Here is a 22,113-nt window from a genome sequence, read left to right as displayed (position 1 = left end):
CGATATTTTTATGTTCCAGGGAATTCATCGTTTATGATATTGTAATTCTGATGGATTTGAGAGCGTACCCACGGATGAGGAGAAGGAATTGAAAGCGTCCGGATTGCCGACTTGGAATTTGAGCGATTTGTATCAAGGGATCGATGATCCCAAAATCGAGGCCGATCTCCGCGATTCGCTTCAACGGGCCGAACGGTTCGAGCAACAATATCGGGGCCGCATTCTTTCGGGCGAGCTGACCGGAAAGCGTTTTTTCGAAGCGCTGGAAGAGTTGGAATCGATCCGGGAGGGGGTCGATCGGGTTCTTGCTTACGCTTACCTTGTTTTCGCCGCCGATACGCAGAATCCAAAACATGGGGCGCTCCTTCAGCGAACGCAGGAGCGTTTTACCGAACTCCAGCGGCATCTTCTCTTTTTTGAATTGGAATGGACCGCGGTTCCGGAGAAAAAGGCCGAGGAATGGATGCAAGCGCCCGAGCTGTCGAGATATCGTCATTTCTTGGATTCGATCCGAAAATGGGCGCCGCATCGGCTTTCGGAGGCCGAAGAAAAAATCTTGGAGGAAAAGGCGAACACCGGCATCCGCGCCTTCCAACGGCTCTTTGATGAAACGATCAATCAGATTCAATTTCAAGTTGATATCGACGGAGAGCGCCGTTCACTCACCGAGCAGGAGGCGCTCGCTTTGCTTTATGAGCCGCAGCGCGAGGTCCGGCGGGCGGCGGCCAAAGGACTGACCGAAGGGTTGGAGCGGAACGCCCCGCTTTTTACATTCATCTTCAATCAAATTGTGGCCGATCATGCCAGCGATGACCGGCTGCGCCATTTTCCGGACCCGATGGCCTCCCGGAATTTATCGAACGAAATCGAGCCTGCCGCGGTCGATGCGCTTCTCGCCGCCTGCGAATCCTACTACGGCTTGGTCGCTCGCTATTATCGATTGAAGAAAGCGCAACTCGGTCTGGATCAACTCTACGACTACGACCGTTATGCTCCGATGACTGCCAGAACGGAGCCGATCCCTTTCGATAAGGCAAAGGGGCAGGTCCTCTCGGCTTTTACCGACTTCTCGCCGCAGGTGGCCGAGATCGCCGCGCTTTTCTTCGAAAAAAACTGGATCGATGCCCCCGTTCGCCCCGGTAAGCGGGGAGGGGCCTTCAGTCACGGCACCGTTCCGAGCGTCCATCCGTATGTCTTCGTCAATTATCTCGGGAACCCCCGTGACGTGATGACCCTGGCGCACGAGCTCGGACATGGGGTGCATCAGTGGGTGTCCCGCAAGCAAAATTACTTCAACTTTGATACGCCGCTCACCACTGCAGAGACCGCCAGCGTCTTTGCCGAGATGCTTGTCTTTCATCGTTTACGAACGGAGGAACAGGATCCGAAGCAGAGATTGGCCCTTCTGATGGAAAAGCTCGAGGAGAGTTTCGCAACGATCTTCCGGCAGGTGGTTCTCTGCCGATTTGAGCAGAGGGTGCATGCGGCGCGGCGGACGGAGGGGGAACTCAGCCCGGATCGAATCAATCAACTTTGGCTTTCAGAGAACCGTGCGATGTTCGGCGACGCGTTGACCCTGACCGATGATTATCGATGGTGGTGGATGTACATCTCCCATTTTATTCACTCCCCTTTTTATACCTACGCCTACGCTTTCGGACATCTCCTTGTCCTCGCTTTGTATCAAAAATACCTGGAAGAGGGCGCCGGTTTCGTCCCGAAATATCTCGAGCTTCTCTCGGCCGGGGGCTCGCAATCGCCTAATCAACTGATCCGGGAAAAAATTGGGCTGGATATTACGAAGCGTGATTTCTGGCAAGGAGGACTCCGTTTCCTGGAGCAAATGCTGGAAGAGGCCGAGCGTCTTGCTCCAACGGTCTCTGCCAAATTAAGCTAGCTTGCATCGGGAGAGAGCGCCTTTCGTTCGACTTATTCTTGGACAAGGTTTTGAAAGTTTGTTACACTTCTCCTAGAAAATAAAGAGGGGAATCGATGACGGAAAAATTGGAAGACCGGATCAAGATCGCAATTATCGGCTTGGGGTACGTCGGACTCCCGCTGGCGGTTGAATTCGGGAAAAAATTTAAGACGGTCGGTTTTGATATCAATTCGAAACGGGTTGAAGCGCTCCAGAAAGGATTCGATGCCACCCTGGAGGTGTCGGAAGAAGCCCTTCGCGCAGCAAAAAAGCTTGTCTATACGACTGACCGGCAAGGGATCAAAGAGTGCAATTTTTTTATCGTGACCGTTCCTACACCGATTGATGCACATAAGCGTCCCGATCTCACACCCGTGGTCAAAGCGACGGAGAGTGTCGGAGCGGTTTTAAAAAAAGGGGACGTTGTCGTTTATGAATCGACCGTTTATCCCGGGGTGACCGAGGAGATCTGTGTGCCGATTCTGGAGCAGAAGTCGGGTCTGAAATTCAACCGCGACTTCTTTGCAGGTTACTCTCCGGAGCGGATCAATCCGGGAGATAAAGAACATACCGTCACCAAGATTCTTAAGGTCGTCTCCGGCTCGACACCGGAAACCTTGGAGATGGTGGATGCCGTCTATAAGTCAATTATCGTTGCCGGGACCCACCGCGCGGAATCGATCCGCGTGGCCGAGGCGGCGAAAGTCATCGAAAACACGCAGCGCGATGTGAATATCGCACTCATCAATGAGCTGGCTCTTCTCTTCAGTCGTTTGGGGATCGACACGGAGGCGGTGTTGAGGGCCGCCGGAACGAAATGGAATTTTCTCAAGTTCTCTCCGGGACTGGTCGGCGGGCATTGCATCGGCGTCGATCCGTATTATTTGACGCACAAAGCACAAGAGGTCGGCTATCACCCCGAGGTGATCCTCGCCGGACGGCGGATCAATGACGGTATGGGAAGCCATGTCGCGGGGCAGGTCGTGAAGTTGATGACGAAAAAGGGAATTCCGGTGGTCGGGAGCGACATCCTCATCCTCGGGCTGACGTTCAAAGAGAACTGTCCCGACATCCGAAATACCCGCGTTGTCGACATTATTCAAGAGTTAAAGCAGTACAATGCCAATGTGCACATCTATGATCCCTGGGCCGACACGAACGAAGTGGAGCATGAATATGGTCTCAAGCTGGACGAGGCCCTCCATGAGGGCTACTATGATGCCATCATCCTGTCGGTGGCGCATCAGCAATTCAAAAAGTGGACGGCGGACGACCTGAATCGATATGCCAAGGAGCGGCGGGTGATCTACGATGTGAAACATCTCTGGGATCGGTCCTGGGTCGATGGACGGTTATAAAGGGGCTCACCATTGAAGGTTTTGGTTACCGGCGCGGCCGGGTTCATCGGCTTCCATCTGTCGAAGCGGCTCCTCTCCCAAGGCCACGAAGTGGTTGGCCTCGATAACTTAAACGATTATTATGATGTTTCTCTGAAACAGGCCCGGCTCAAGCAGCTTGAAGGCCGTTCGAACTTTCGGTTGGTAAAGGCCGATCTGGCGGATCGGCCCAAGATGGAAGAGGTATTCCGGAACGACCAATATGAGCGGGTCTTCCATCTCGCCGCGCAAGCAGGGGTCCGCTACAGCCTCACTAACCCGCATGTCTATATCGAAAGCAACCTGGTTGGATTTCTCCATATCCTGGAGGGGTGCCGCCAAGCGCAGGTCCCTCACCTGATCTATGCCTCTTCCAGCTCAGTTTACGGCGCCAACACACAGATGCCATTTTCGGTCCACGACCGGGTCGATCACCCGGTTTCACTCTACGCCGCTACCAAAAAAGCAAATGAATTGATGGCGCATACCTACTCTCATCTTTATCGAATCCCGACGACCGGCCTCCGCTTTTTTACCGTCTACGGTCCGTGGGGAAGGCCCGATATGGCTCTGTTTCTCTTCAGCAATGCGATTTTGGCGGGAAAGCCGATCGAGCTCTTCAACTTCGGAAAGATGGAGCGCGATTTTACCTACATCGATGACATCATTGAAGGGGTGGTTCGCGTGGGGGAGAAGATTCCTGCCCCCGATCCGAACTGGAGCAGCCGAAACCCCGATCCGGCCACCAGTTCCGCCCCATATCGAATCTTCAACATTGGAAATAACAACCCCGTCGCCCTTCTTACCTTGGTCGATACGCTCGAGCAATGCCTTGGAAAGAAGGGGGAGCGGCGTTTGGTTCCGATTCAACCGGGAGACGTCCCGGCGACCTATGCCGATGTCGATGATCTGATGAAGGAGGTCGGATTCAAGCCGGCGACCCCGATTGAAGAGGGGGTCCGACGCTTCGTCGATTGGTATCGCGGCTACTATCAGGTCTAAATATCCTCCGATTTCCCCCAAACCCTTAGGTTCCCTTTTTTGAGAATCTACCCTTTTTCCCCAATCCCTCCTTCTTTCTAATTCGGCTATGCTTGGGCTTTTAGACGAAAGGAGGGACGTATGCCCTGTATGAAGAATGGAATCAAATCGATCGGGTCGATCCTCTTGTCCGCGGCGCTCCTCTTCGGCTGCAGCGGCGGGGGCTCCTCCGCTTCGGGTCCAGGGGTCCCCCTCCCATCCGGAGAGGTTGTTTCTGTCGAAATTCCAGAAGGGGAGGAACCAACCCCGCCCCCGCCTTCAACAGATGCGCCCCCTCCTGGAGAGGACACTCCGACCCCCATCGATCCTCCTCCCGTCGCCTCGAATCCACCTCTGATTGTCGATGGTTGGATGTTAAAACATAAAGAGACGTTCGATACCCCCCTTCCGGCGAATCTTCCCTGGGAACGGGACGCGTACGGCCAGCCTGAAGATCCCTGGGATGAGGATGGTTCATTTTTCTTCAAAAAATATGAGTCGTTCGGGAAGAATTTCGCCGATGAACTCGGAAAATTCCTCTCCTTCCGAAAGTCGTTTCCTTATAGCGAAAACGGTTGGCTGACTTTCGAGCTCTACGGAAGAGATGCCAATGCAAGCGGCACCCTCGATCTGAACGAGCATGGGGGAGAGTTCTTGATTTCCGAGCTGGGAGACGGGAACCGTGTCTTGCAACTGAACAACACGGTTCATTACGACGGCGCCGAAGTGCGAAGCACCGAGCCGCTTCCGTCCGAATACCGAATCCGGCTCAAAGTCACCCCGGTCTCCGCCGGCGGGCGCGATGACGACGGCGTCTGGCGGAAGAACGGCTACTCGGATAAAACGGAGACTGCCGATCCATGGCGATTCTCCAATCAATCGACCGCGCCGCTGGAGGCGTGGCGGGAGAACGGTTTCTACTTCCTCGCCATCCTCGACACGAAGCCGATGCCGCACAACAACGTCTGGATCCATCACCATCGGAAAGTCGTGATCGACTCCGACAACAATTTCTACGACGACCTTCCCGGAAACGCCTGGTCGACGATCTGGACGCCGCGGGGCCGGATCACCGAAGGATCGCATCCGGTTTCCATGCTGGCCCTCGACGGCAATAACTTCGGGAGCGTCTGGACCGGCAATCCTTTTCATTGTTTCTATAACGGCGCTTTTCGCGACTGCGGCCCGACCGGCCATACGGCGGCCGACGCCTACATCAACGGCGAGACCTACACCGTCACGATCGAACGGAATGCGACTCACTATGTCCTGGAGGTCTCCGGCCGGTTCCAATACGGCGGGGTGACAACTTACCGCGGCGCGATCGATTTTCGAAAGACCCCGGTTTGGCACTACAACAACACCCCCGAAGACGCCCCGCGCGACAAAAACAGCCAGCCGCTGAAAAGCATGGGAATCGACTGGAACGCCTGGCCGGCCGATTCCGCCTATCCCGATTACTTCATGTTCGGCGATCCCCACATCACCCACTACGAGGGAACTGTCCTCTACGACGACGTCGAACTCTGGGTGAGACCTTAAACGATCCTGACAACGTAGGGGCACAAATGTTGTGCCCCTACCATCTTCCACCTCTTGCCCCCCGATCTTGCTTTGGTCTATCCTGGATGTAAGGAGGATTTCCTCCGCCCCGGTCCATCCATCCTAAGCGGGTCGCCATGGGACTCAAGCCTTACCGAAAAAAGCGAAATTTCGAAAAAACGCCCGAGCCGGTCCCTGCCGTGAAGCCGGCCCGGATCAAGCGGACCCCTCCTGCAGAAGGGTCCCCTTTGACGGTTGAAGAATTTCTCTCCATGAAGAACCCCACCGGCGATGTGATCGTCGAAATCGGCGGCGCCCGTGTCGCCCTCACCCATCTCGAGCGGGTCTACTGGCCGGCGGAGCGAATCACCAAATTCGAGTTGCTTTGCTATTACATTCGCGTTTTTCCATTCATCGATCCTTTTCTCCGAAACCGGCCCGCCATTTTGCAGCGGTATCCCCGCGGCATCGCCGCGCCGAAATTTTTCCAACATGATCTTCAAAGCGCACCGAGCTACTTGCGGAGCGCCCGGATGCGGAACGAAGAGGGGAGGGAGATCGACTATGCCGTTTACTCCGGGCTTGCCTCGCTCCTTCACCTGGTGAATCTCGGGACGATCGAGCATCACCCCTGGCATTCGACGGTTGATCGAATCGACCGTCCCGATTGGTTGGTGATCGATCTCGATCCGGGCGGCGCTCCCTGGGAGAGCGTATTGAGGACGGCGCGGGTGACGCGCGCGGTTTTCGGCGGCTGGGGCCTTTCCGTTTATCCAAAGACCTCCGGGTCGTCGGGGATCCATCTCTATCTTCCTTTGGAGCCGATTTACGACTACGATACGGTGGCCTTGTTCGCCGAAGTGGTTGCAAACGAAGTGGCCCTCCGCGTTCCGGAAATTGCGACGGTCGCGCGGACCCCGTCGGCGCGGAAAAAAGGACAAGTCTATGTCGATTGGCTTCAGAACGCGCGGGGGAAGTCGGTGATCGCACCTTATAGCGCTCGGGCCAAAGGGGGGGCGACGGTCTCGATGCCGGTGACCTGGGAGGAGATCGATCAGGAGGTGCGAATCGCCGATTTCACGATTCGAAATGTGCCGAAACGATTGAAGACCGAAAGGGATAGATGGAGCGGATTCTTCGATCATCGGCAACGACTTCCGGGCCGTCCGATGAAGAAAGGAAAACAGGCGGCCTGATCGGATCCAAATGATCTATCTCATACACTATGCCGTTGGAAATTTTTGAGGAGTGAGCGATGGAAGAGAAAAGGAAAGTGCAACGTCCGGCGCAGCGCCAGGAGCGCCAGCCGGGGATTGAAGCGGAGATGACGCCGCAACCGAAATCAAAGGAACGGGGTTATCGCGGGAGCGGCAAGCTGAAGGGGAAAGCGGCGTTGATCACCGGCGGCGACAGCGGAATCGGCCGGGCGGTGGCGATCGCCTACGCAAAGGAAGGAGCCGATGTCGCCATCAGCTATCTCAACGAACATCAAGATGCGGAGGAGACCCGGCGCCTGATCGAAAAAGAAGGGCGCCGCTGTATCACGATGGCCGGGGATATCGGAGAGGAGGCCTTCTGCCGGCGGATCGTCGATGACACGGTGAAGGCCTTCGGCCGCCTCGACATTTTGGTGAACAACGCCGCCGAGCAGCACCCGCAGGAGGGGATCGAGAAGATCAGCGCCGAGCAGCTCGAGCGGACTTTCCGGACAAACATTTTCTCGTACTTCTTCGTGACCAAGGCGGCCCTGCCATATCTGGGGGAGGGGAGCAGCATCATCAATACCGCCTCGGTCACCGCCTATAAGGGGAGCCCGCACCTGCTCGACTATTCGGCGACGAAGGGGGCGATCGTCGCCTTCACCCGCTCGCTCTCTCAGGCGCTCATCGCGCGAGGGATTCGGGTCAACGGGGTCGCCCCCGGCCCCATCTGGACGCCGCTGATCCCGGCCGAGGCGAAATCGCCCCAGCATGTTGCCGAGTTCGGGAGCAATGTTCCGATGGAGCGGGCCGGCGAGCCGGACGAGGTGGCGCCGAGTTATGTCTTTCTCGCCTCGGAGGATGCTTCGTATTATGCCGGGCAGATGCTCCACCCCAACGGCGGCGTCGTGGTCAACGGCTGATTTTCAAACCGATATTTCGGACAGGCTTTTACAGGGATCGATCTCGTTCAGAGGAGGAACGGCATGTTGGAACATTCGGAGGAGCAGGTGAACAATAATATCAATGATATCAATGTCGGGAAGATCGAGCGGTGGCTCTCGGCGCTGGGGGGAGGAGGGCTCATTGCCTACGGCCTGAAGCGCCGCACGTGGCCCGGCCTCGCGTTGGCTCTTGTCGGCGGGGCGCTGGTGCATCGCGGGGTGACGGGGCACTGTTACGCCTATCAGGCGATCGGGGCGAACACGGCAGAGAAGCAGCGGCTGACGGAGAAGGAGAGGGGAGGAGCGGGATTCAAAGAAGAGGAATCGGCCGGTGGTGCAATCGAAGTGGAGAAGAGCATCACTGTCGATCGGCCGCCGGAGGCGCTTTATCCGTTATGGAAGAACCTGCAAAACCTTCCTCGATTTTTCGATACGATCGAATCGGTCCGAGAGGAGAGCGACGGCCGCTCTTACTGGGTGGCCGGACCCGACACCGGCACCCAATTGGAATGGGAAGCGCATTTGATCGAAGATCATCCGAACGCGGCGATCAGCTGGGGGGCGGGCGAAGGGGGAGAGGCGGAGATCATTTCGGTCCGTTTTGAGGCCGACCCGAACGGGGCCGGGACACGCGTCCGGCTCTTCCTCAAATATGATCCGGCGCACAGTCTCTTGGGGGCGGCGTTTGCGCGGCTCTTCGGCCAGGTTCCGGAGAAGGCGCTGGAGCGAAGCCTCGACCAGTTCAAACGGCTCATTGTGACGGGGGAGATATCCGAGGCGGCCTGAGGGGACGATCTGGTAAAGGCATTGCGGGGGGAAGGGAATCGGCTCGATCTCTCGGGGCGGTCCTCTCTTAAGCGGTTTTATCGTAGCGGGAGTAGGTCCATCCCGATTCGGACTCGATGCGATTCCCTCCCTTCCGCTTGGCCCGGTACATCGCGTCGTCGGCCCGTTTCAAGAGCCGCTCGGGGGTATCCCCCCGTTTGAAAACCGCCACCCCCATACTTAATGAGATGTTCCCGTTTCGATGTTGATGGAAGGCAAGCCGGATCCGCTCGCCGATCTCCATCGCCGCCTCCAGATCGGTATCGATCAAGATGACCGAGAACTCATCCCCGCCGTAGCGCGCCCCGCAATCGACCCCTTCCCGGATCATCCGCAAGATAATCTGGCCGGCCTCTTTCAAAACGGAGTCGCCGGCCGTGTGCCCATAAGAGTCGTTATATCGCTTGAATCCGTCGATGTCGAGAAAGAGCAGGGAGAAGACCTCTTTTTGCCGCTTGGCCCGCTCCACCTCTTTCCCGAGCCGGTGATGGAAGAAGCGGGCGTTGTAGATTTCCGTCAGGTGATCGGTCATGGAGAGCCGCTGCAGCTCCATCGTTCGGGTTTGCTGCAGCTTGGTCCGTTGGGTAAAGAGATAGATCAAAAGAAAGACCATGACCAGATTGAGCGAGGTGCTCGCGATATTGGCGAAAAGGTCTTTTCTTGTCTGAAAGAAAGATCCGGTTTGATAAAGATCGACCCACCAAGGGGTGGCTCCGATCAAGAGAATGAGGAAGAGACTCACGAGGACAAAGAGGGTCTCCAAGCTTGTTTCCGATCTATCGAACTGCATCGGCGGAATCCTGGAAATGTAATCAAGCTGACGTACCGAGGAGAAGCCAAGAGCGAAAAATGCAGGGGAAAACCGAGGAAGTACAGGCACCACCACTTCTTAAAACGTCCAGGCAGATCGTAGCATAGGTGTTTTTTTTATTCAATCCCTCCCCGATGACACGTGCTCAAGAAAGGGCGGTACGAAAGTTGCGTTTCATACATACGGTCATCCGTTCGGCGGATCGGGAGACCGTTCTCCGACTTTGATCCTCCGCGCAAAGAGCAAGGTTCAAGAGGAATCGGCCCGGCGGGCCGGAAAGCGCCTTCATCCTCTTCGCAAACGATTGCGCAGGCGGTGCTCTACGGGGAGAAAAAGTGATCGAATACCTGGCATTGTTTCTGATCAGCCTGGCCGCCTCTTTTCACTGCGTCGGGATGTGCGGCGGCATCGCGGGGATGCATGGTATGTGGATGGGGACTTCTCGCGGCCGGGCGGTTCACCTCCTTCTCTACCACGGCGGGCGGATCGGAACCTATCTCTCCATCGGCGCGCTGTTCGGGGCGTTTGGAACCTTGTTGCTCGGGACGCAGCGGCTTCTGTCGCTGATCACCGGGATCGCAATTATCTGGATTTCGATGATGGCGCTTTTTTTCTCCCCTGCGAAGGGGCTCCCGTTTCTGGAGGGAATCTTCGCTTCGCTTTTCGGTTGGGTGAAGGGGAGAGAGGGATGGGCCGCTTCTCTCTGCTTTGGGATCTTTCACGGTCTTCTCCCTTGCTCGTTGGTCTACGCGTTCGCCGCAAAGGCGGCGGGCACCGGATCGGTTTCGGCCGGGCTCTTCACGATGATCAGCTTTGGATTGGGAACCGTTCCGGCGCTCCTCTTTTCGGCCAAGCTGCTCTCTCTTTTTTCTCCCGCCGTTCGCGCCCGATTCATCTCGGCGGGGACCCTCTTCCTCCTGATTCTGGGGGTGATCACGCTGCTGCGGGCATTCATCCCGATGCATGCCGGACATGAGAGAGGTTTTTGATGAAGAGATCGCTCCATTGCCGGCATTGCCGGCTTCCGATCCGCTCAGGCCGGTCCGATCCCGACCCCTTTTGTTGCTACGGCTGCCGGCTGGCTTTCCGGATCGTCGGCGAGCAGGGGGAGGGGGGCGAGGCGGCTTTTCTCCTCGCCCGACTGGCGCTCGGCGCGCTCCTTTCCATGAACATTATGACCTTCAGTCTTCTCCTCTACGGAAAAGCGATCCCGCGAGAAGTGGTCCCTTCGTTTCATCTTCTTCTTTTTCTCCATGCAACGCCGCTGATGTTTCTCCTCGGGGTTCCTTTTTTCAGGGGCTTTTTCCAAGAGATAAAGACCTTCACGTTCGGGATGGACAGTCTGATCGCCCTGGGGGCCGGCGCGGCTTACCTCTACTCGACCTTCGCATGGCTGGCCGGAGAGGAGAGGGTCTATTTCGATACCGGAGCGATGATTCTGGTATTGGTCACCCTCGGCCGGTTTCTCGAAGCGACCGCCCGCGCGCAGGCGGCCGACGGAATCAAGCGGCTCCTCTCTCTCTCTCCGCTGACGGCGACGGTTCTGATCGGCGGCAGAGAAATTCGAAAGCCGGCCGAAGAAGTCCAAAGGGGAGAGACCGTCCGGGTCCGTCCGGGAGAACAGATCCCGGTTGATGGAGAGGTGATCGAAGGAGGCGCGGCGGAAGGGGCGCCGGTCGATGAGTCGATGCTGACCGGCGAGGCGCGCCCGGTCGAAAAGGAGGTGGGAGACCGGGTTTATGCCGCGACGCTGAATGGAGAGGCCCCTCTGATGATCCGCGCGATCGCCCCGCTGGCCGGATCACTTTTCAGGCAGATGATCTTGTTGATGGAAAAAGCGCAGCAGGCGCGCGGGGAGATGGCGCGGCTGGCCGATCGGATCTCCTCATTCTTCATTCCGGTGGTTCTTCTCTGCGCGGCCGGAACCGCCTTGTTCTGGTGGCGGCGGGCCGGCGGATCGGCGGCCCTCTTCAACGCCCTCGCCGTTCTCCTGGTCGCATGCCCCTGCGCCCTGGGGTTGGCGACGCCGATGGTGATCTCGGTCGGGATCGGCCGGGCGGCCCGGGAGGGAATCTTGATCCGGTCGAGCCGGGTCTTTGAAGTTTTGCCGAAGGTATCTAACATGTTCTTCGATAAAACCGGAACCCTCACCGAAGGAAAGCCGGTTCTTCTCTCGATTCTCCTTCCCGCGTGGGCGAACGTCCGTCCGGAGCCGCTTCTGGCCGTCGGCGCCTCCTTGGCGCAGCCGTCGGAGCATCTGCTGGCCCGATCGCTTGTTGTCGCCGGCATGGGGCAAGGGATTCCGCTCTATCCGACGGCCGGATTCAAAAACCACCCCGGCCTCGGCATGACGGGCCAGGTGAAGATCGACGGCGACGGGAAATGGGTTTGGCTCGGAAGCCGGCGGTGGATGAAGGAGAATGGCCTTCTCTTCGATTCACTTCTGGAGGGAGAGAGCCGGTGCGCCGCTTCGGCGGGGAAGAGCCTTGTCTTTTGCGGATGGGAGGGAAGGGTTCATGGGGCTTTCGTTTTTGGTGATCGTCTTCGGACGGAGGCATCGGAGGCGGTTTCTCTTCTCCAGCAGGAAGGACTTTCTCTCCACCTGTTGAGCGGGGATCAAAAACCGGCGTCCGAAGAGATCGGAAAACATCTGCCCGGATGCGCCATCCATGCCGAGCGGCTCCCCCATGAAAAATGCGAAGAGATCGGCCGGGTGAAAAAAAGAGGAGCGGCCGTCGCGATGGTCGGAGATGGAATCAACGATGCCGCCGCCCTTGCCGAGGCCGACATCGGCGTCGCCATCGGATCGGGGAGCGATGTTGCGAAAGAAACCGCCGACGTCAGCCTGGTCCGGACCGATCTTCGAAAAATCGCCTGGCTGGTCCGATTTACAAGACGGGCCTCCCGAACGATCAAGCAGAATCTCTTCTGGGCCTTTTTCTACAACATCATCGGCGTCGGGTTGGCCATGACGGGGCTGCTCCAGCCGATCTTTGCGGCTTTGGCGATGATTGTCAGCAGCTTGCTGGTGATTTGGAACAGCCTCCGGCTGAGGGGATTTCAATGAAGGGAGGGTAAGGGGCAAAGCGCAATCTTGTTTGAGTTCTTTGCATTGATCTTGTAGAATGACACGGCGATTGAACAAAATCCGGGAGTCTTCGTGCCAAAATCGTTTCTTGAGAAAATCCTTTTCCGCCTGGCTTATTGCTTCGCCTGGTTCTTCGTCCATCTCTACCGCTGGACTTGCCGGGTGGAGGTGAAGGGCCCTCTCCTCGATTGTCTGAATGAGGACCGGCCGGTCCTGCTGACCTGGTGGCATCAGGATATGCTGTTCAATTTCTATTTTCTGATCTCGTTCGCCAAAAGACGGAAAATCGCGACGATCGTCAGCCAAAGCAAAGACGGGGCGCTCGCCGCGTATCTGATCGAAAAATTCGGCTTCACCGTCCTGCGGGGTTCCAGCTCCAAAGGGGGAAAAGAGGCGCTCGGTCTGCTGACCGACTTCGTGATCAAAGAAAAAGCGGTCGGGATCATCGTCTGCGACGGCCCTCGCCCGCCGGGGCGGGTCGCCAAGCCGGGGATCATCCTCCTCGCCCGAAAGACCGGCTACCCGATCATCAAGATTCGCTCATGGGGATCGCGGCAACATCTTTTTCAAAAGAGCTGGTGCAAGCTTGCGTTGGTTTTTCCTTTCTCGCGGGTGACCGTTTGGTCGGACACCCCCATGGCGGTTTCAAGGGAGTCGCGCCGCCAGGAGCTGGAGGAATCCCGTCTGGAAGTCGAGAAGCGGCTCAACGAAATGGCCGCCGTTTCGGAGGGTCATTTCGGAGTCGATCGGACTGCGTCGATCTCCGTAAAAACAAATTGACTCATCCCCGATAGATTTGATAACCTGCGCCTATGTCGGCCAAGACCGTTTTAAATACGCTTCATACTTCCTTCCCCGGAATGCTGGTCACCGGCGTCACCGGGGGGCTGATCGGATCGTTCATCGGCGGACCGTTCTGGATTATCCTCGCCGCCACGATCGGCGCCCTCATCGGCATGGTCGTCTGGCGGCTCGGCGGCCGGCGCTTCTTCCTTTTCATCGTCGTCGGCGCGTTGTTGGGGGGGGTGCTGGCCCTCCTGATCGCCGGTCCCGAGCAGGGATTGATCGGCGCGGCGACAGGAGGGGCGATGGGAGGTTTCATCGCCGTCAACTTCCTCATGATGCGCCCCCGGCAGCCCTCCTGACCGATTGGGAAACCACCCTAGACCCCTTCTCGCCGCTCCTTAATTTCCGGAAATTATTCCCCTACGGCATCCTTTCCCGTTGCAATATTTCGACGCTTCTTTTTTAATGTTCCGAGAACCTTATATTCGGAGGAACATTATGATGAAGCGCTCGATCTTGATCTTCTCCACCCTGGTTATTCTGACGGCGGGAACGGCGTCCACCGGCGGGAGCATGGAAATCGCTCCCTGCGGGGCCACTCTTGCCACCCATGCCGGCGTCCCCGCCCGATCGAATATCATGACTCCCGACGAGAGCTGCGGCGGCCGGGCGACCTACGGATTACAATATCAGTGCGTGGAATATGTCCGGCGCTTCTATCATCTGGTGAAGGGAATCGAGACTCGGGAAGGGAGGATGGGGAAACGTTGGAACGGCAATGCCAACACCTTTTTCAAGACCGCCGATAAAAAAGAGCTCGACGCCTTCGAGAACGGCGGACTGGTGGCGCCGAGGCCGGACGACATTCTCACTTTCCAGGGAGGGCCCTACGGCCATGTCGCGATTATCACGCGGGTGGCCGATGATCATATCGAATTCGTCGAACAGAATTTCTCGCCGACGGGAAGAGGCCAATTGGCTTACAACCCGGCCACAAATCGGGTGGAGAATCGAAAGGCCGGCGGAGAGCTCTTCATCGTCGAGGGATGGCTTCGTCCCCAGTCCGATCGGAATCTTCTCCCACAGGCGCCTATCGAAGCGGTCTCGGACAGGTAATACGAAAGCGTGAGGCGTCGGGTGGCAGGCTTGGGGGGTAGAAGATTTTTAAGATCTTCTGACCTACCTCCGACGCCTCACGTATTTAGGGTCTACTGGATTCCGCCCGCAGGAGGAAGAAGCGGGGGCGGGGTCTCTCGTTCAGACCCCGGAACATCCTGACTCGGCGGTTCACTCAATCCGCCACGCTGGTCCAACCCACCTCCTCGATCGGTTCCCGGAGGACAATCGGTCATTCCAAACTGGTCTTGGCCGAATTGATCCTGATTTCCGGGGTCCGGCTGACCGAAGCTCCCTCCCTGATCTCCGGGCACACTCCCTTGCGGGTTTGGAGGAATGCTCCCCGGCGGGTTGGAGGGAAGACTTCCTGGAGGGTCGGACGGGACACTTCCGGGCGGGTTCGGAGGAACGCTTCCCGGCGGCAATTCGCGTTGTTCGAGCTGGCGGTCGCCCGGTGTCCCCGGCTCTCCCAGCCCGCCTCGGTCGCCTGGATTGATATCGGGCGCCGTTGATCCGGGAGGACAGGGATCCAAACCGCCTCGATCTCCCGGATCCGGAGCCGTCCGCGGCGGGGTGCCGAACGGGTCTGAATCGGTTCCGGGAGGGGCGCCGAAATCACCCGGTCCTCCCCGGTCCTCCATTTGCGCAAACGACGGTGCTGCGCAAAGCAAAAGCAAAAGTAGGAACAAAGCACTTTTTCTCATTCTGCATTCCTTTCGCTACAGTGTCTGGACATAAAATTATAGAACAATGGAAAAGCAAGAAGAGGGCCATGTCAAGGAGCGCTTCTTTTGAGGTTTTTTGGGAACGACGGAATCTGGATGTGTAAGAGTGCCGACTTTCTGCGCATCCCGACAAAAAGGGCCGGAAACGACTGAGCAGAGTTTATACATCCATTCGAAGCTTCAGGAGAAAAGCCGTTGACAAAGGAAAGCGATTTCGTTTAAAGTACCGCTCAGTTAATCGTTTATTCGACTGGACGACGAAGATGGCGGAGCAAATCCAAACCGAGATCAAAAAGATCCACGCCAAGGTCGGAGAGCCGTTCAAAATCCGCATCTGGGAAGATCGGACTCGAGGAAGCCGGTATGTGCCGACATTCGATGCTGCGGTGCTCAAGCTCATTAGTGACGAGTATGAGCGGACGCGGCACGTCCGGACCAACGATATCGGGATGCATTATTTTGAATTTGTTCCGGTCAAATCGGGTCGGTATAGCATTGAATTCGAATGCCGGTACGGCTGGAAGTTCTCCGCGGAAGATCGCTTAGTGTATGAGGTGGAGGTCGCCGGGTAAACCCTCCCTCCCTGTCTGTCGTAGCGGACAGCCTGACTTTTATAAAGTAAAAAAGCTCCAAATAAGTGGTCCCATCGTCTAGTGGCCTAGGACGTTGGCCTCTCACGCCGAAAACACGGGTTCGAACCCCGTTGGGACCACCAATCTTTTCAGCAACATAATGGCATCCACCGGGCACCCTTCAGTGCCCAAGTGGGTGCCATTTTGTTTATCAATCCGGTCCATTCCCGGTTCGATGCTAAAGTAAAGTCGGGCGGAAAGGCGATTCCCTACGGTTAGGAGCGGCCCGGCGGGTCGCCCTTCTTTATCACGGCAAATCAGGGCGAGGCGGCGCCTCGCCCCTACGGGGCAAATACCTTTTGACTTCCTCTTTCCCGCCCGGTTACAATGTCGGCCAAGAAAACCCCCGGTGAATCGGCCCGAGAGAAGGCAGTCGATACCGCATATCGGACGGAACCGATCGCCTGGAAAATGGAGCGGCCGCCAGTGATCTATTCCCCATCCCGGCTTGAGACCTACCGTCAATGTCCTCAAAAGTTTAAGTTTACCTACATCGACCAGGTCCCTTCCTCCCTGGAGGGGATCGAGGCCTTCATGGGATCCCGCGTTCACGAGGCGCTCTATAAGCTTTATACCGATCTGCGCTTCTGCAAATTAACGTCCTTGGAAGATCTCCTCGCCTACTATCGCGAAATCTGGGAAAACGAATGGCACGGCGACATTCAGATCATCCGCGATGAACTGACCCCGGACGAATACCGCGCCCTGGGGGAGAAATGCTTGATCGACTATTATCGTCGGTACGCTCCCTTCGATCAGACACGAACGCTCGGCCTGGAGCATCCGGTCCAGTTCAATCTCGATCCCGATGGAAGATATGCGATGAAGGGATTCATCGACCGGTTGAGCCAGCCGAAGGACGGCGTGATCTGGATTCACGACTACAAAACAAAAGGATTCTTCCCCACGCAGCAAGATCTCGATCAGGACCGGCAGCTCGCGTATTATCAAATGGCGGTGCAACGGCTCTGGCCCGAAACAAAAGAGGTCGAGCTGATTTGGCATTATCTCATCTTCGATCAAGAGATCCGCTCGCGGCGGACGACCGACGATTTGGAAGCGTTGCGGCAGGAGACGATCGCCTTGATCGAGGAGATCGAAACGACCACCGAATTTCCCGTCAAACAGAGCGCCCTCTGCAGTTGGTGCGAATATCGCGCGATCTGCCCCCTCTTCCGTCATCTTTATGAGACCGCGTCGCTTCCCAAAAATGAATATATGAATGAAGAGGGGGTCTTCCTGGTCGAGCGCCTGGCCGCCCTCCAAATCGAGGAGGTAAGGGTCAAAGGAGAGATTGAAAAGGTCAAGGAGGCCCTCCTGGCCTATACGCAGAAAAAGGGGGTCGAGATCCTCTTCTCAAAGACCCATAAGGTCCGGGTGAAGATATATGAAAATGTCCGCTTCCCGGGAAGAAATGATCCCGGGCGGCCCGCTTTGGAGAAAGCGATCAAAGAGGCGGGGCGATGGGAAGAGGTCTCGTCGCTCGATGTTTTTGCGCTTTCGAAGGTTCTTTTGAGCGGCGCCTGGGGGGCGGAATTGACGGAGCGGCTGAAAAAACTGGGCAAACCTGACAAGAGCCCCTGGATCAAGGTCTTTCCCCGCGACGAACGAAAATAGCATCGGTCTCCAATCTTCTCAACCTCTCCGAAGACACTTCCGAAGCATTACACACTTTTTCGTTCAATCGTTCAATTTTTAACCGATCGCGTCGGATGGATACGACTGGACAACCGTTCCAGAATTATATATAAAGGACACGCAACGCAACAGTATTATGAGGAGAGGAATGATCAAATACTTTATTCTTATTGGTTTTATGGCTATGAGCACGGCTCATCCCGCGGGAGCGGCCGATTGGAAGGTGATTCCGCAGCCCAAACTGGGGATGGTTTCTGCGACGGCGAATCAAAACTTTTCGGGTGGAGCGGGAAAAACAGAAAAGGCCACCCTCCCCGATTTCGCGTCTCTTCCGCAGCTTCTTGAGGCCGCCAGTTCCGATCAAGCCGGAGCGGACCGGAGCGCCAAAGCGGAAGCCCGTTTGGAGATGGAAAACGGCGTCATTCGGTTCAAAGGAAATCTGGAAACGACGGATAAAATGCCGACTGATTTTCTCGCTCCCGTCGCATCGATGAAAGGCGCGGTGACGCTGGATTTGAAAGTGGTGCTTCCGAACCAGCCTGGAACGATAAAAGGATCGATCCGCGTCACCCATAACGCGCCTGAGTCGATGATTGCGGCGGGAACGGAAGAAGTACAAAAGGGGTTGCCGGAAAATATTATCGCGAAGGTCTTTGTCAATGACGAGCTTGTTTTAAATTCGACCGATCTGACGGCGGGGGTGGAGAAGGAAATTCCGGTTCCGCTTCGTCATGAGGATATTGTGACGATCTTCGTTCAAGAAGAGTTCAGTATGATCGCATCCGGAAAGGTCGATCTTCTCTCTACGATTGAGTACAACTTTACTCCGTAGAGGAGTGCAAAAAAAAGCTTTGCTTCGCAGCAATTATTTGTGCTACCGTGATTTCCAGGGAAGTCTATGGACAAAATTTTTATTAGAGCTTGGGTTCTTTTTGTTTCATTTTTGTGCCTCATCGCACTTGTTGCAATTCGCGTTACCAGCCCAAGAGATCCGGAAAACGGGGTGGTTGCTCAAAGTGTAAAAGTCTCGGGGGATCCAAAGGAAAACCCAATGATTTTAGTGCCGGCGGGAGAATTCATCATGGGAAGCGAGGAGGGCGGGTTTGATGAAAAACCGCCCCGCCGCGTCTATGTGGATGCTTTTGAGATTAACCGGTATGAAGTAACTCAATATGATTATGCCGAATTCGTTCGAGCAACGGGACACCGATCTCCTCTCTCTCGTTATCTGAAAAACATTGAAAGCTTTAATGACCAGAATCAACCGGTCGTGTACGTTACCTGGGAAGATGCCGATGCATTTTGCCGATGGAAGGGGGGGCGACTTCCCACAGAGGCTGAGTGGGAAAAAGCTTCGAAAGGGGCAGAGGCGGCGGCATGGCCGTGGGGAAATGAGCCCACGCCGGTCTTTGCCAATTTCCTGGGGGGGGAGGATCAAGCCCATTATACGGCGATCGTCGGCTCGTTTGAGCAGGACAAGAGTCCTTATCGGATCTATGACATGGCGGGTAACGTGCGGGAATGGGTCCAAGATTGGTATGACGAGCATTATTACAGACACGCGCCCAATCGAAACCCGAAAGGTCCGGATCAGGGGGAGATGAAAACGCTTCGAGGGGGCTCCTGGAATGACTCCGCGGTTTCAGGACGGACTTCCGCGCGGATGAAAATGTTCCCGGATTACAGGGATACTACGGTGGGATTTAGGTGCGCCAAGTCGGCCGATCGATAATGGGTGCGGCTGTCCGGTATAGGCGGTATAGATGGTTAGACCAGATTCAGCCAGTAGAGGACAAGAAAGATCGCGATGAGGGCGTTAAAGATCAAGCCGACGATCACAATCATATCGAAAATTTGAGGGTCTTTGCGTTTAGGGGGTTCCATGTTATTCAGCCTCCCGCGTGTTGTAGGTGAAAAGTACACTATCATACGACTCAGAAAAGAGTCAAGATTTTTGAGTTTGAACATGTTTACTTTTTTGTTGACAAGCTTTATTTTTTGGTATATAGTCCCGTCAATTTTCTTTCCGGTTTACCGTAGCAGTCATTATTCCTTGGGGGTGGAAAAATGGATCAACAGCAAGGCGTCAAATTAGGGAAAGTTATATTCTTCGTTACACTTATCTTTTGCTCGTGGGCCATTTGGTATATCTCTGCTCCGCCGCCGGGGTTCGGGCACTAAATTTAGCGACTTCCCAAGTAATGCTCTTGGAGTATTAAGTCTTACAACGATATTAATGTTGAATAAAAGGAGTTGCGAGATGGCAAATCAGGAGACAGGCAGTAAGGAGACCGGCAAAACGCTCGGTTACTTTTTCGTATTTATGATTGTTGCCGCAGTCTATTACTATTTTCTTGATTGGGTCATGATGGGACCCATGCAAAACCTTCCGTTTCCATATAAATAGTTTGGTTGCGTTTTCTCAGAAGTTCGGGCGAGGGACTTCCCTCCCCGTCAGTTTCAAGTGTTTCACATCTTAATCATCTCTCAAGGAGGTATTAAAATGCGTAGCTTTAACGATCCTAGAAAGGCGAAGATCGGAGCAGGTGTCCTTCTGGGTGTGATAGGCTTGCTCCTCCTCCTCCCCTTTATCCCCCTTCAGGCTGGAGCCGAAGAAGCAAAAAAAGAAGCGGCTGCTGGAACGGAACAAAAGGTTGAGAAGGCAAAGGACGTTTTTTATAAGGGAGAGGGCGAGTTTGGGATCGTCTCGGGCCCGCCGGCCCCAAATCTAAAGTATCCAGATGATTACGGAACCTACGGCACCTTCCAGAGCCGTACGATTCTCTGGGTTGCAAACCAGCAGCATCTCTATTTCGGTAGCTTCGTTCTCGCCGTCCCCATGTTCGTGTTCGTGATGGAACTGGTCGGGATGATGCAAAAAGACAAGACGATGGCCAAGAAATATGATGATATGGCCCATGAGATGATGAAAATCAGCTTGACCGCTTATTCGATCACCGCGGTCCTCGGCGGTATTCTCATTTTTACTTTCCTGGCCCTCTATCCCGGGTTCTTCGGTTATCTGTCCAAAATCTTCAAGCCGATCATGCATGTGTATGCCCTCCTCTTTATCCTGGAGAGCGGAACACTCTATATCTACTACTACGGTTGGGATCGAATGAATGACGGCGGATTCCTGAAGTGGGTCCACCTTTCCATCTCCTTCCTTCTCAATACGATCGGCATCATCCTGATGTTCTTCGCCAATTCCTGGATCGCGTTCATGATGTCTCCGGCGGGCGTTGATGAAAAAGGCCGCTTCTTGGGCGACATCTGGAAGGCAGTGCATACCGCCCTCTGGCATCCGCTGAACATCCATCGTATTCTTGGAAATGCCGCGTTCGGCGGAGGTGTGGTGGCCGCTTATGCCTCTTATCGACTGTTGGCAGCCAAAACGCCGGAAGAAAAAGCGTATTACGACTGGATGAGCTATGTCGCGATGTTTATGGGGATCTTGAACCTCATTCCTCTTCCATTCGCAGGTTATTGGCTGATGCGGGAAATCTACGGTTACCGGCAACAGATGGGGATCACCTTGATGGGAGGTCTTCTGGCCTGGGTGTTCATCATGCAGGCGATGATGATCGCGATCTTGTTTGTGAGCACCAACTACTACCTCTGGCAGGCGATGGGGAGAATGCCGGGAGCGGAACGGTATTACCGGTTCTTTAAATATATGCTCCTTGTTCTTATCGTTTCCACGATCGCTTGGTTGACCCCTCATACGTTGGTGATGACCCCCGCTGAGTTGAAGGCGATGGGTGGCGCGCAGCATCCGGTTGTCGGAAACTACGGTGTCATGTCGGCTAAAAATACCGCGATCAACATCATGATCTCGACAACGGTTCTCTGCTTCTGTATTTATCAACGGTGCAACAAGGTCCCGACAGTAAAATGGGCGGCGATGGGAAATGCTTTCCTCGGCGCGCTTTTCACCGGTGCGGCGATCAACATCGTTTTCCTCGGAATCTATGGCTACTTCATCCCCGCCAACGTTCGGATCGGTCTTTCCGTTCCTCAGGTCTGCTCGACCTTGACCACGTTGTTCGTTGGGGTGACGGTTAATACAATGATGCTCAAGAATGCCAGGCAGCTGGGTGAAGTACGGTGGGGGCAGATGTCGCCCAGAGGAGCCTATGCGCTCTTTTTGCTCGCCGTGTCTTTCACCTGGACAATGGCGGTGATGGGTTACCTCCGCTCTTCCGTCCGCCTGCATTGGCATGTCAATGAAGTCCTTCGCGACAATTCTCCATGGGCATTTACCAATCCGCTGGGTTATGCGGGTAACATCAACTCAATGAATGTGCTTTTATTCTGGACGATGCTCCTCTTCGTCTTCTGGCTTGGCGCCCTCTCCGCGAAGAAGGCCCATGTCACGGCAGAAGAGACAGCGGGTGTCGGAAAAGCGACAGTTCCAGCGGGGAGCCATTAAATTCTCTTAATGGGGGGGGCAGCTGGGGACAGTTCGCCCCCCCCAAAAATGTGGGGGGTAA

The 22,113-nt window shown here is 55.7% G+C and carries 20 protein-coding genes and 1 tRNA gene; 19 read left to right on the top strand and 2 right to left on the bottom strand.

The genetic code is table 11. The features are described 5' to 3' along the window. Positions 1-88 precede the first annotated feature (88 nt). The 7 genes from MNODULE_RS13010 to MNODULE_RS12980 all read left to right on the top strand — a co-directional run bounded on the left by MNODULE_RS13010 (position 89) and on the right by MNODULE_RS12980 (position 8,785). Positions 89-1,897, top strand: coding sequence for a M3 family oligoendopeptidase (locus MNODULE_RS13010; protein ID WP_168060460.1), 1,809 nt, complete (start codon positions 89-91; stop codon positions 1,895-1,897). A gap of 95 nt (positions 1,898-1,992) precedes the next feature. Further along, entirely contained in the window at positions 1,993-3,276 is a 1,284-nt protein-coding gene (tviB, locus tag MNODULE_RS13005) for a Vi polysaccharide biosynthesis UDP-N-acetylglucosamine C-6 dehydrogenase TviB (protein ID WP_168060458.1), read from the top strand. A 12-nt stretch (positions 3,277-3,288) separates the two neighbouring features. Further along, entirely contained in the window at positions 3,289-4,296 is a 1,008-nt protein-coding gene (locus tag MNODULE_RS13000) for an NAD-dependent epimerase (protein ID WP_168060456.1), read from the top strand. Between the two features lie 120 nt (positions 4,297-4,416). Beyond that, positions 4,417-5,856 (top strand): hypothetical protein, encoded by a 1,440-nt coding sequence (locus MNODULE_RS12995; protein WP_168060454.1) that lies wholly within the window; start codon positions 4,417-4,419, stop codon positions 5,854-5,856. 137 nt (positions 5,857-5,993) lie between these two features. Next, entirely contained in the window at positions 5,994-7,052 is a 1,059-nt protein-coding gene (ligD, locus tag MNODULE_RS12990) for a non-homologous end-joining DNA ligase (RefSeq protein ID WP_168060452.1), read from the top strand. 59 nt (positions 7,053-7,111) lie between these two features. Then, entirely contained in the window at positions 7,112-7,978 is an 867-nt protein-coding gene (locus tag MNODULE_RS12985; RefSeq protein WP_168060450.1) for an SDR family oxidoreductase, read from the top strand. 63 nt (positions 7,979-8,041) lie between these two features. Beyond that, positions 8,042-8,785 carry a YgaP-like transmembrane domain gene (locus MNODULE_RS12980; RefSeq protein ID WP_168060448.1) on the top strand — a complete coding sequence of 248 codons (744 nt, stop codon included), beginning with the start codon at positions 8,042-8,044 and terminating at the stop codon, positions 8,783-8,785. Between the two features lie 67 nt (positions 8,786-8,852). Here the strand turns inward: MNODULE_RS12980 and MNODULE_RS12975 are convergent, their stop codons facing one another. Further along, positions 8,853-9,614 carry a GGDEF domain-containing protein gene (locus MNODULE_RS12975; RefSeq protein ID WP_168060446.1) on the bottom strand — a complete coding sequence of 254 codons (762 nt, stop codon included), beginning with the start codon at positions 9,612-9,614 and terminating at the stop codon, positions 8,853-8,855. 356 nt (positions 9,615-9,970) lie between these two features. Here MNODULE_RS12975 and MNODULE_RS12970 point away from each other — a divergent pair, with 356 nt between their 5' ends. From MNODULE_RS12970 to MNODULE_RS12950, 5 genes are all read left to right on the top strand, one after another. Further along, complete coding sequence (locus MNODULE_RS12970; RefSeq protein WP_168060444.1) at positions 9,971-10,624, top strand: urease accessory protein UreH domain-containing protein; 654 nt, start codon at positions 9,971-9,973, stop codon at positions 10,622-10,624. Continuing rightward, positions 10,624-12,702, top strand: coding sequence for a heavy metal translocating P-type ATPase (locus MNODULE_RS12965; RefSeq protein ID WP_168060442.1), 2,079 nt, complete (start codon positions 10,624-10,626; stop codon positions 12,700-12,702). Before MNODULE_RS12970 ends, MNODULE_RS12965 begins: the two co-directional genes overlap by 1 nt. A gap of 93 nt (positions 12,703-12,795) precedes the next feature. Continuing rightward, positions 12,796-13,503 carry a lysophospholipid acyltransferase family protein gene (locus MNODULE_RS12960; RefSeq protein ID WP_168060440.1) on the top strand — a complete coding sequence of 236 codons (708 nt, stop codon included), beginning with the start codon at positions 12,796-12,798 and terminating at the stop codon, positions 13,501-13,503. 32 nt (positions 13,504-13,535) lie between these two features. Then, positions 13,536-13,868 (top strand): hypothetical protein, encoded by a 333-nt coding sequence (locus tag MNODULE_RS12955; RefSeq protein ID WP_168060438.1) that lies wholly within the window; start codon positions 13,536-13,538, stop codon positions 13,866-13,868. A 139-nt stretch (positions 13,869-14,007) separates the two neighbouring features. Further along, positions 14,008-14,625: a CHAP domain-containing protein gene (locus tag MNODULE_RS12950; RefSeq protein WP_168060436.1), complete on the top strand. Its 618-nt coding sequence runs from the start codon at positions 14,008-14,010 to the stop codon at positions 14,623-14,625. 92 nt (positions 14,626-14,717) lie between these two features. Here the strand turns inward: MNODULE_RS12950 and MNODULE_RS12945 are convergent, their stop codons facing one another. Next, entirely contained in the window at positions 14,718-15,329 is a 612-nt protein-coding gene (locus MNODULE_RS12945; RefSeq protein ID WP_168060434.1) for a hypothetical protein, read from the bottom strand. A 284-nt stretch (positions 15,330-15,613) separates the two neighbouring features. Between MNODULE_RS12945 and MNODULE_RS12940 the strand changes: the two genes are divergently transcribed. The 7 genes from MNODULE_RS12940 (at position 15,614) to MNODULE_RS12910 (ending at position 22,052) form a co-directional block, all read left to right on the top strand. Further along, positions 15,614-15,922, top strand: coding sequence for a protease inhibitor I42 family protein (locus MNODULE_RS12940; protein ID WP_168060432.1), 309 nt, complete (start codon positions 15,614-15,616; stop codon positions 15,920-15,922). Positions 15,923-15,989: 67 nt separating this feature from the next. Then, positions 15,990-16,065: transfer RNA gene (locus MNODULE_RS12935), tRNA-Glu, on the top strand. A gap of 244 nt (positions 16,066-16,309) precedes the next feature. Further along, positions 16,310-17,599, top strand: a complete 1,290-nt coding sequence (locus tag MNODULE_RS12930) for a RecB family exonuclease (RefSeq protein WP_168060430.1) — start codon at positions 16,310-16,312, stop codon at positions 17,597-17,599. 169 nt (positions 17,600-17,768) lie between these two features. Next, a complete protein-coding gene (locus MNODULE_RS12925) occupies positions 17,769-18,452 on the top strand; it encodes a hypothetical protein (RefSeq protein WP_168060428.1) in 684 nt (227 codons plus the stop codon). 66 nt (positions 18,453-18,518) lie between these two features. Then, on the top strand, positions 18,519-19,352 hold the full coding sequence (locus MNODULE_RS12920; RefSeq protein ID WP_202882203.1) for a formylglycine-generating enzyme family protein: 834 nt from the start codon (positions 18,519-18,521) through the stop codon (positions 19,350-19,352). A 528-nt stretch (positions 19,353-19,880) separates the two neighbouring features. Further along, positions 19,881-20,027 carry a hypothetical protein gene (locus MNODULE_RS12915; protein ID WP_168060426.1) on the top strand — a complete coding sequence of 49 codons (147 nt, stop codon included), beginning with the start codon at positions 19,881-19,883 and terminating at the stop codon, positions 20,025-20,027. 96 nt (positions 20,028-20,123) lie between these two features. Further along, the gene (locus MNODULE_RS12910) at positions 20,124-22,052 is read left to right on the top strand and encodes a cytochrome ubiquinol oxidase subunit I (RefSeq protein WP_168060424.1); all 1,929 of its coding nucleotides are present in this window, start codon (positions 20,124-20,126) and stop codon (positions 22,050-22,052) included. The last annotated feature ends 61 nt before the right edge of the window (positions 22,053-22,113 follow it).

Source organism: Candidatus Manganitrophus noduliformans (assembly GCF_012184425.1).
Classification (GTDB): Bacteria; Nitrospirota; Nitrospiria; order SBBL01; family Manganitrophaceae; genus Manganitrophus; species Manganitrophus noduliformans.
Note: the sequence above shows the minus strand (reverse complement) of the source record. Positions and strands in the feature narration are given on the sequence as shown.

Bases quoted from the DNA above. Each gene is read 5' to 3' on its own strand.
- MNODULE_RS12945 (WP_168060434.1), bottom strand. From the start codon at position 15,329: ATGAGAAAAAGTGCTTTGTTCCTACTTTTGCTTTTGCTTTGCGCAGCA.
- MNODULE_RS12930 (WP_168060430.1), top strand. From the start codon at position 16,310: ATGTCGGCCAAGAAAACCCCCGGTGAATCGGCCCGAGAGAAGGCAGTC.
- MNODULE_RS12975 (WP_168060446.1), bottom strand. From the start codon at position 9,614: ATGCAGTTCGATAGATCGGAAACAAGCTTGGAGACCCTCTTTGTCCTC.
- MNODULE_RS12910 (WP_168060424.1), top strand. From the start codon at position 20,124: ATGCGTAGCTTTAACGATCCTAGAAAGGCGAAGATCGGAGCAGGTGTC.
- MNODULE_RS12980 (WP_168060448.1), top strand. From the start codon at position 8,042: ATGTTGGAACATTCGGAGGAGCAGGTGAACAATAATATCAATGATATC.
- MNODULE_RS12995 (WP_168060454.1), top strand. From the start codon at position 4,417: ATGCCCTGTATGAAGAATGGAATCAAATCGATCGGGTCGATCCTCTTG.
- MNODULE_RS12940 (WP_168060432.1), top strand. From the start codon at position 15,614: ATGGCGGAGCAAATCCAAACCGAGATCAAAAAGATCCACGCCAAGGTC.
- MNODULE_RS12965 (WP_168060442.1), top strand. From the start codon at position 10,624: ATGAAGAGATCGCTCCATTGCCGGCATTGCCGGCTTCCGATCCGCTCA.
- MNODULE_RS12985 (WP_168060450.1), top strand. From the start codon at position 7,112: ATGGAAGAGAAAAGGAAAGTGCAACGTCCGGCGCAGCGCCAGGAGCGC.
- MNODULE_RS12920 (WP_202882203.1), top strand. From the start codon at position 18,519: ATGGACAAAATTTTTATTAGAGCTTGGGTTCTTTTTGTTTCATTTTTG.
- MNODULE_RS12925 (WP_168060428.1), top strand. From the start codon at position 17,769: ATGATCAAATACTTTATTCTTATTGGTTTTATGGCTATGAGCACGGCT.
- MNODULE_RS12915 (WP_168060426.1), top strand. From the start codon at position 19,881: ATGGCAAATCAGGAGACAGGCAGTAAGGAGACCGGCAAAACGCTCGGT.
- MNODULE_RS12955 (WP_168060438.1), top strand. From the start codon at position 13,536: ATGTCGGCCAAGACCGTTTTAAATACGCTTCATACTTCCTTCCCCGGA.
- MNODULE_RS12950 (WP_168060436.1), top strand. From the start codon at position 14,008: ATGATGAAGCGCTCGATCTTGATCTTCTCCACCCTGGTTATTCTGACG.
- tviB (WP_168060458.1), top strand. From the start codon at position 1,993: ATGACGGAAAAATTGGAAGACCGGATCAAGATCGCAATTATCGGCTTG.
- ligD (WP_168060452.1), top strand. From the start codon at position 5,994: ATGGGACTCAAGCCTTACCGAAAAAAGCGAAATTTCGAAAAAACGCCC.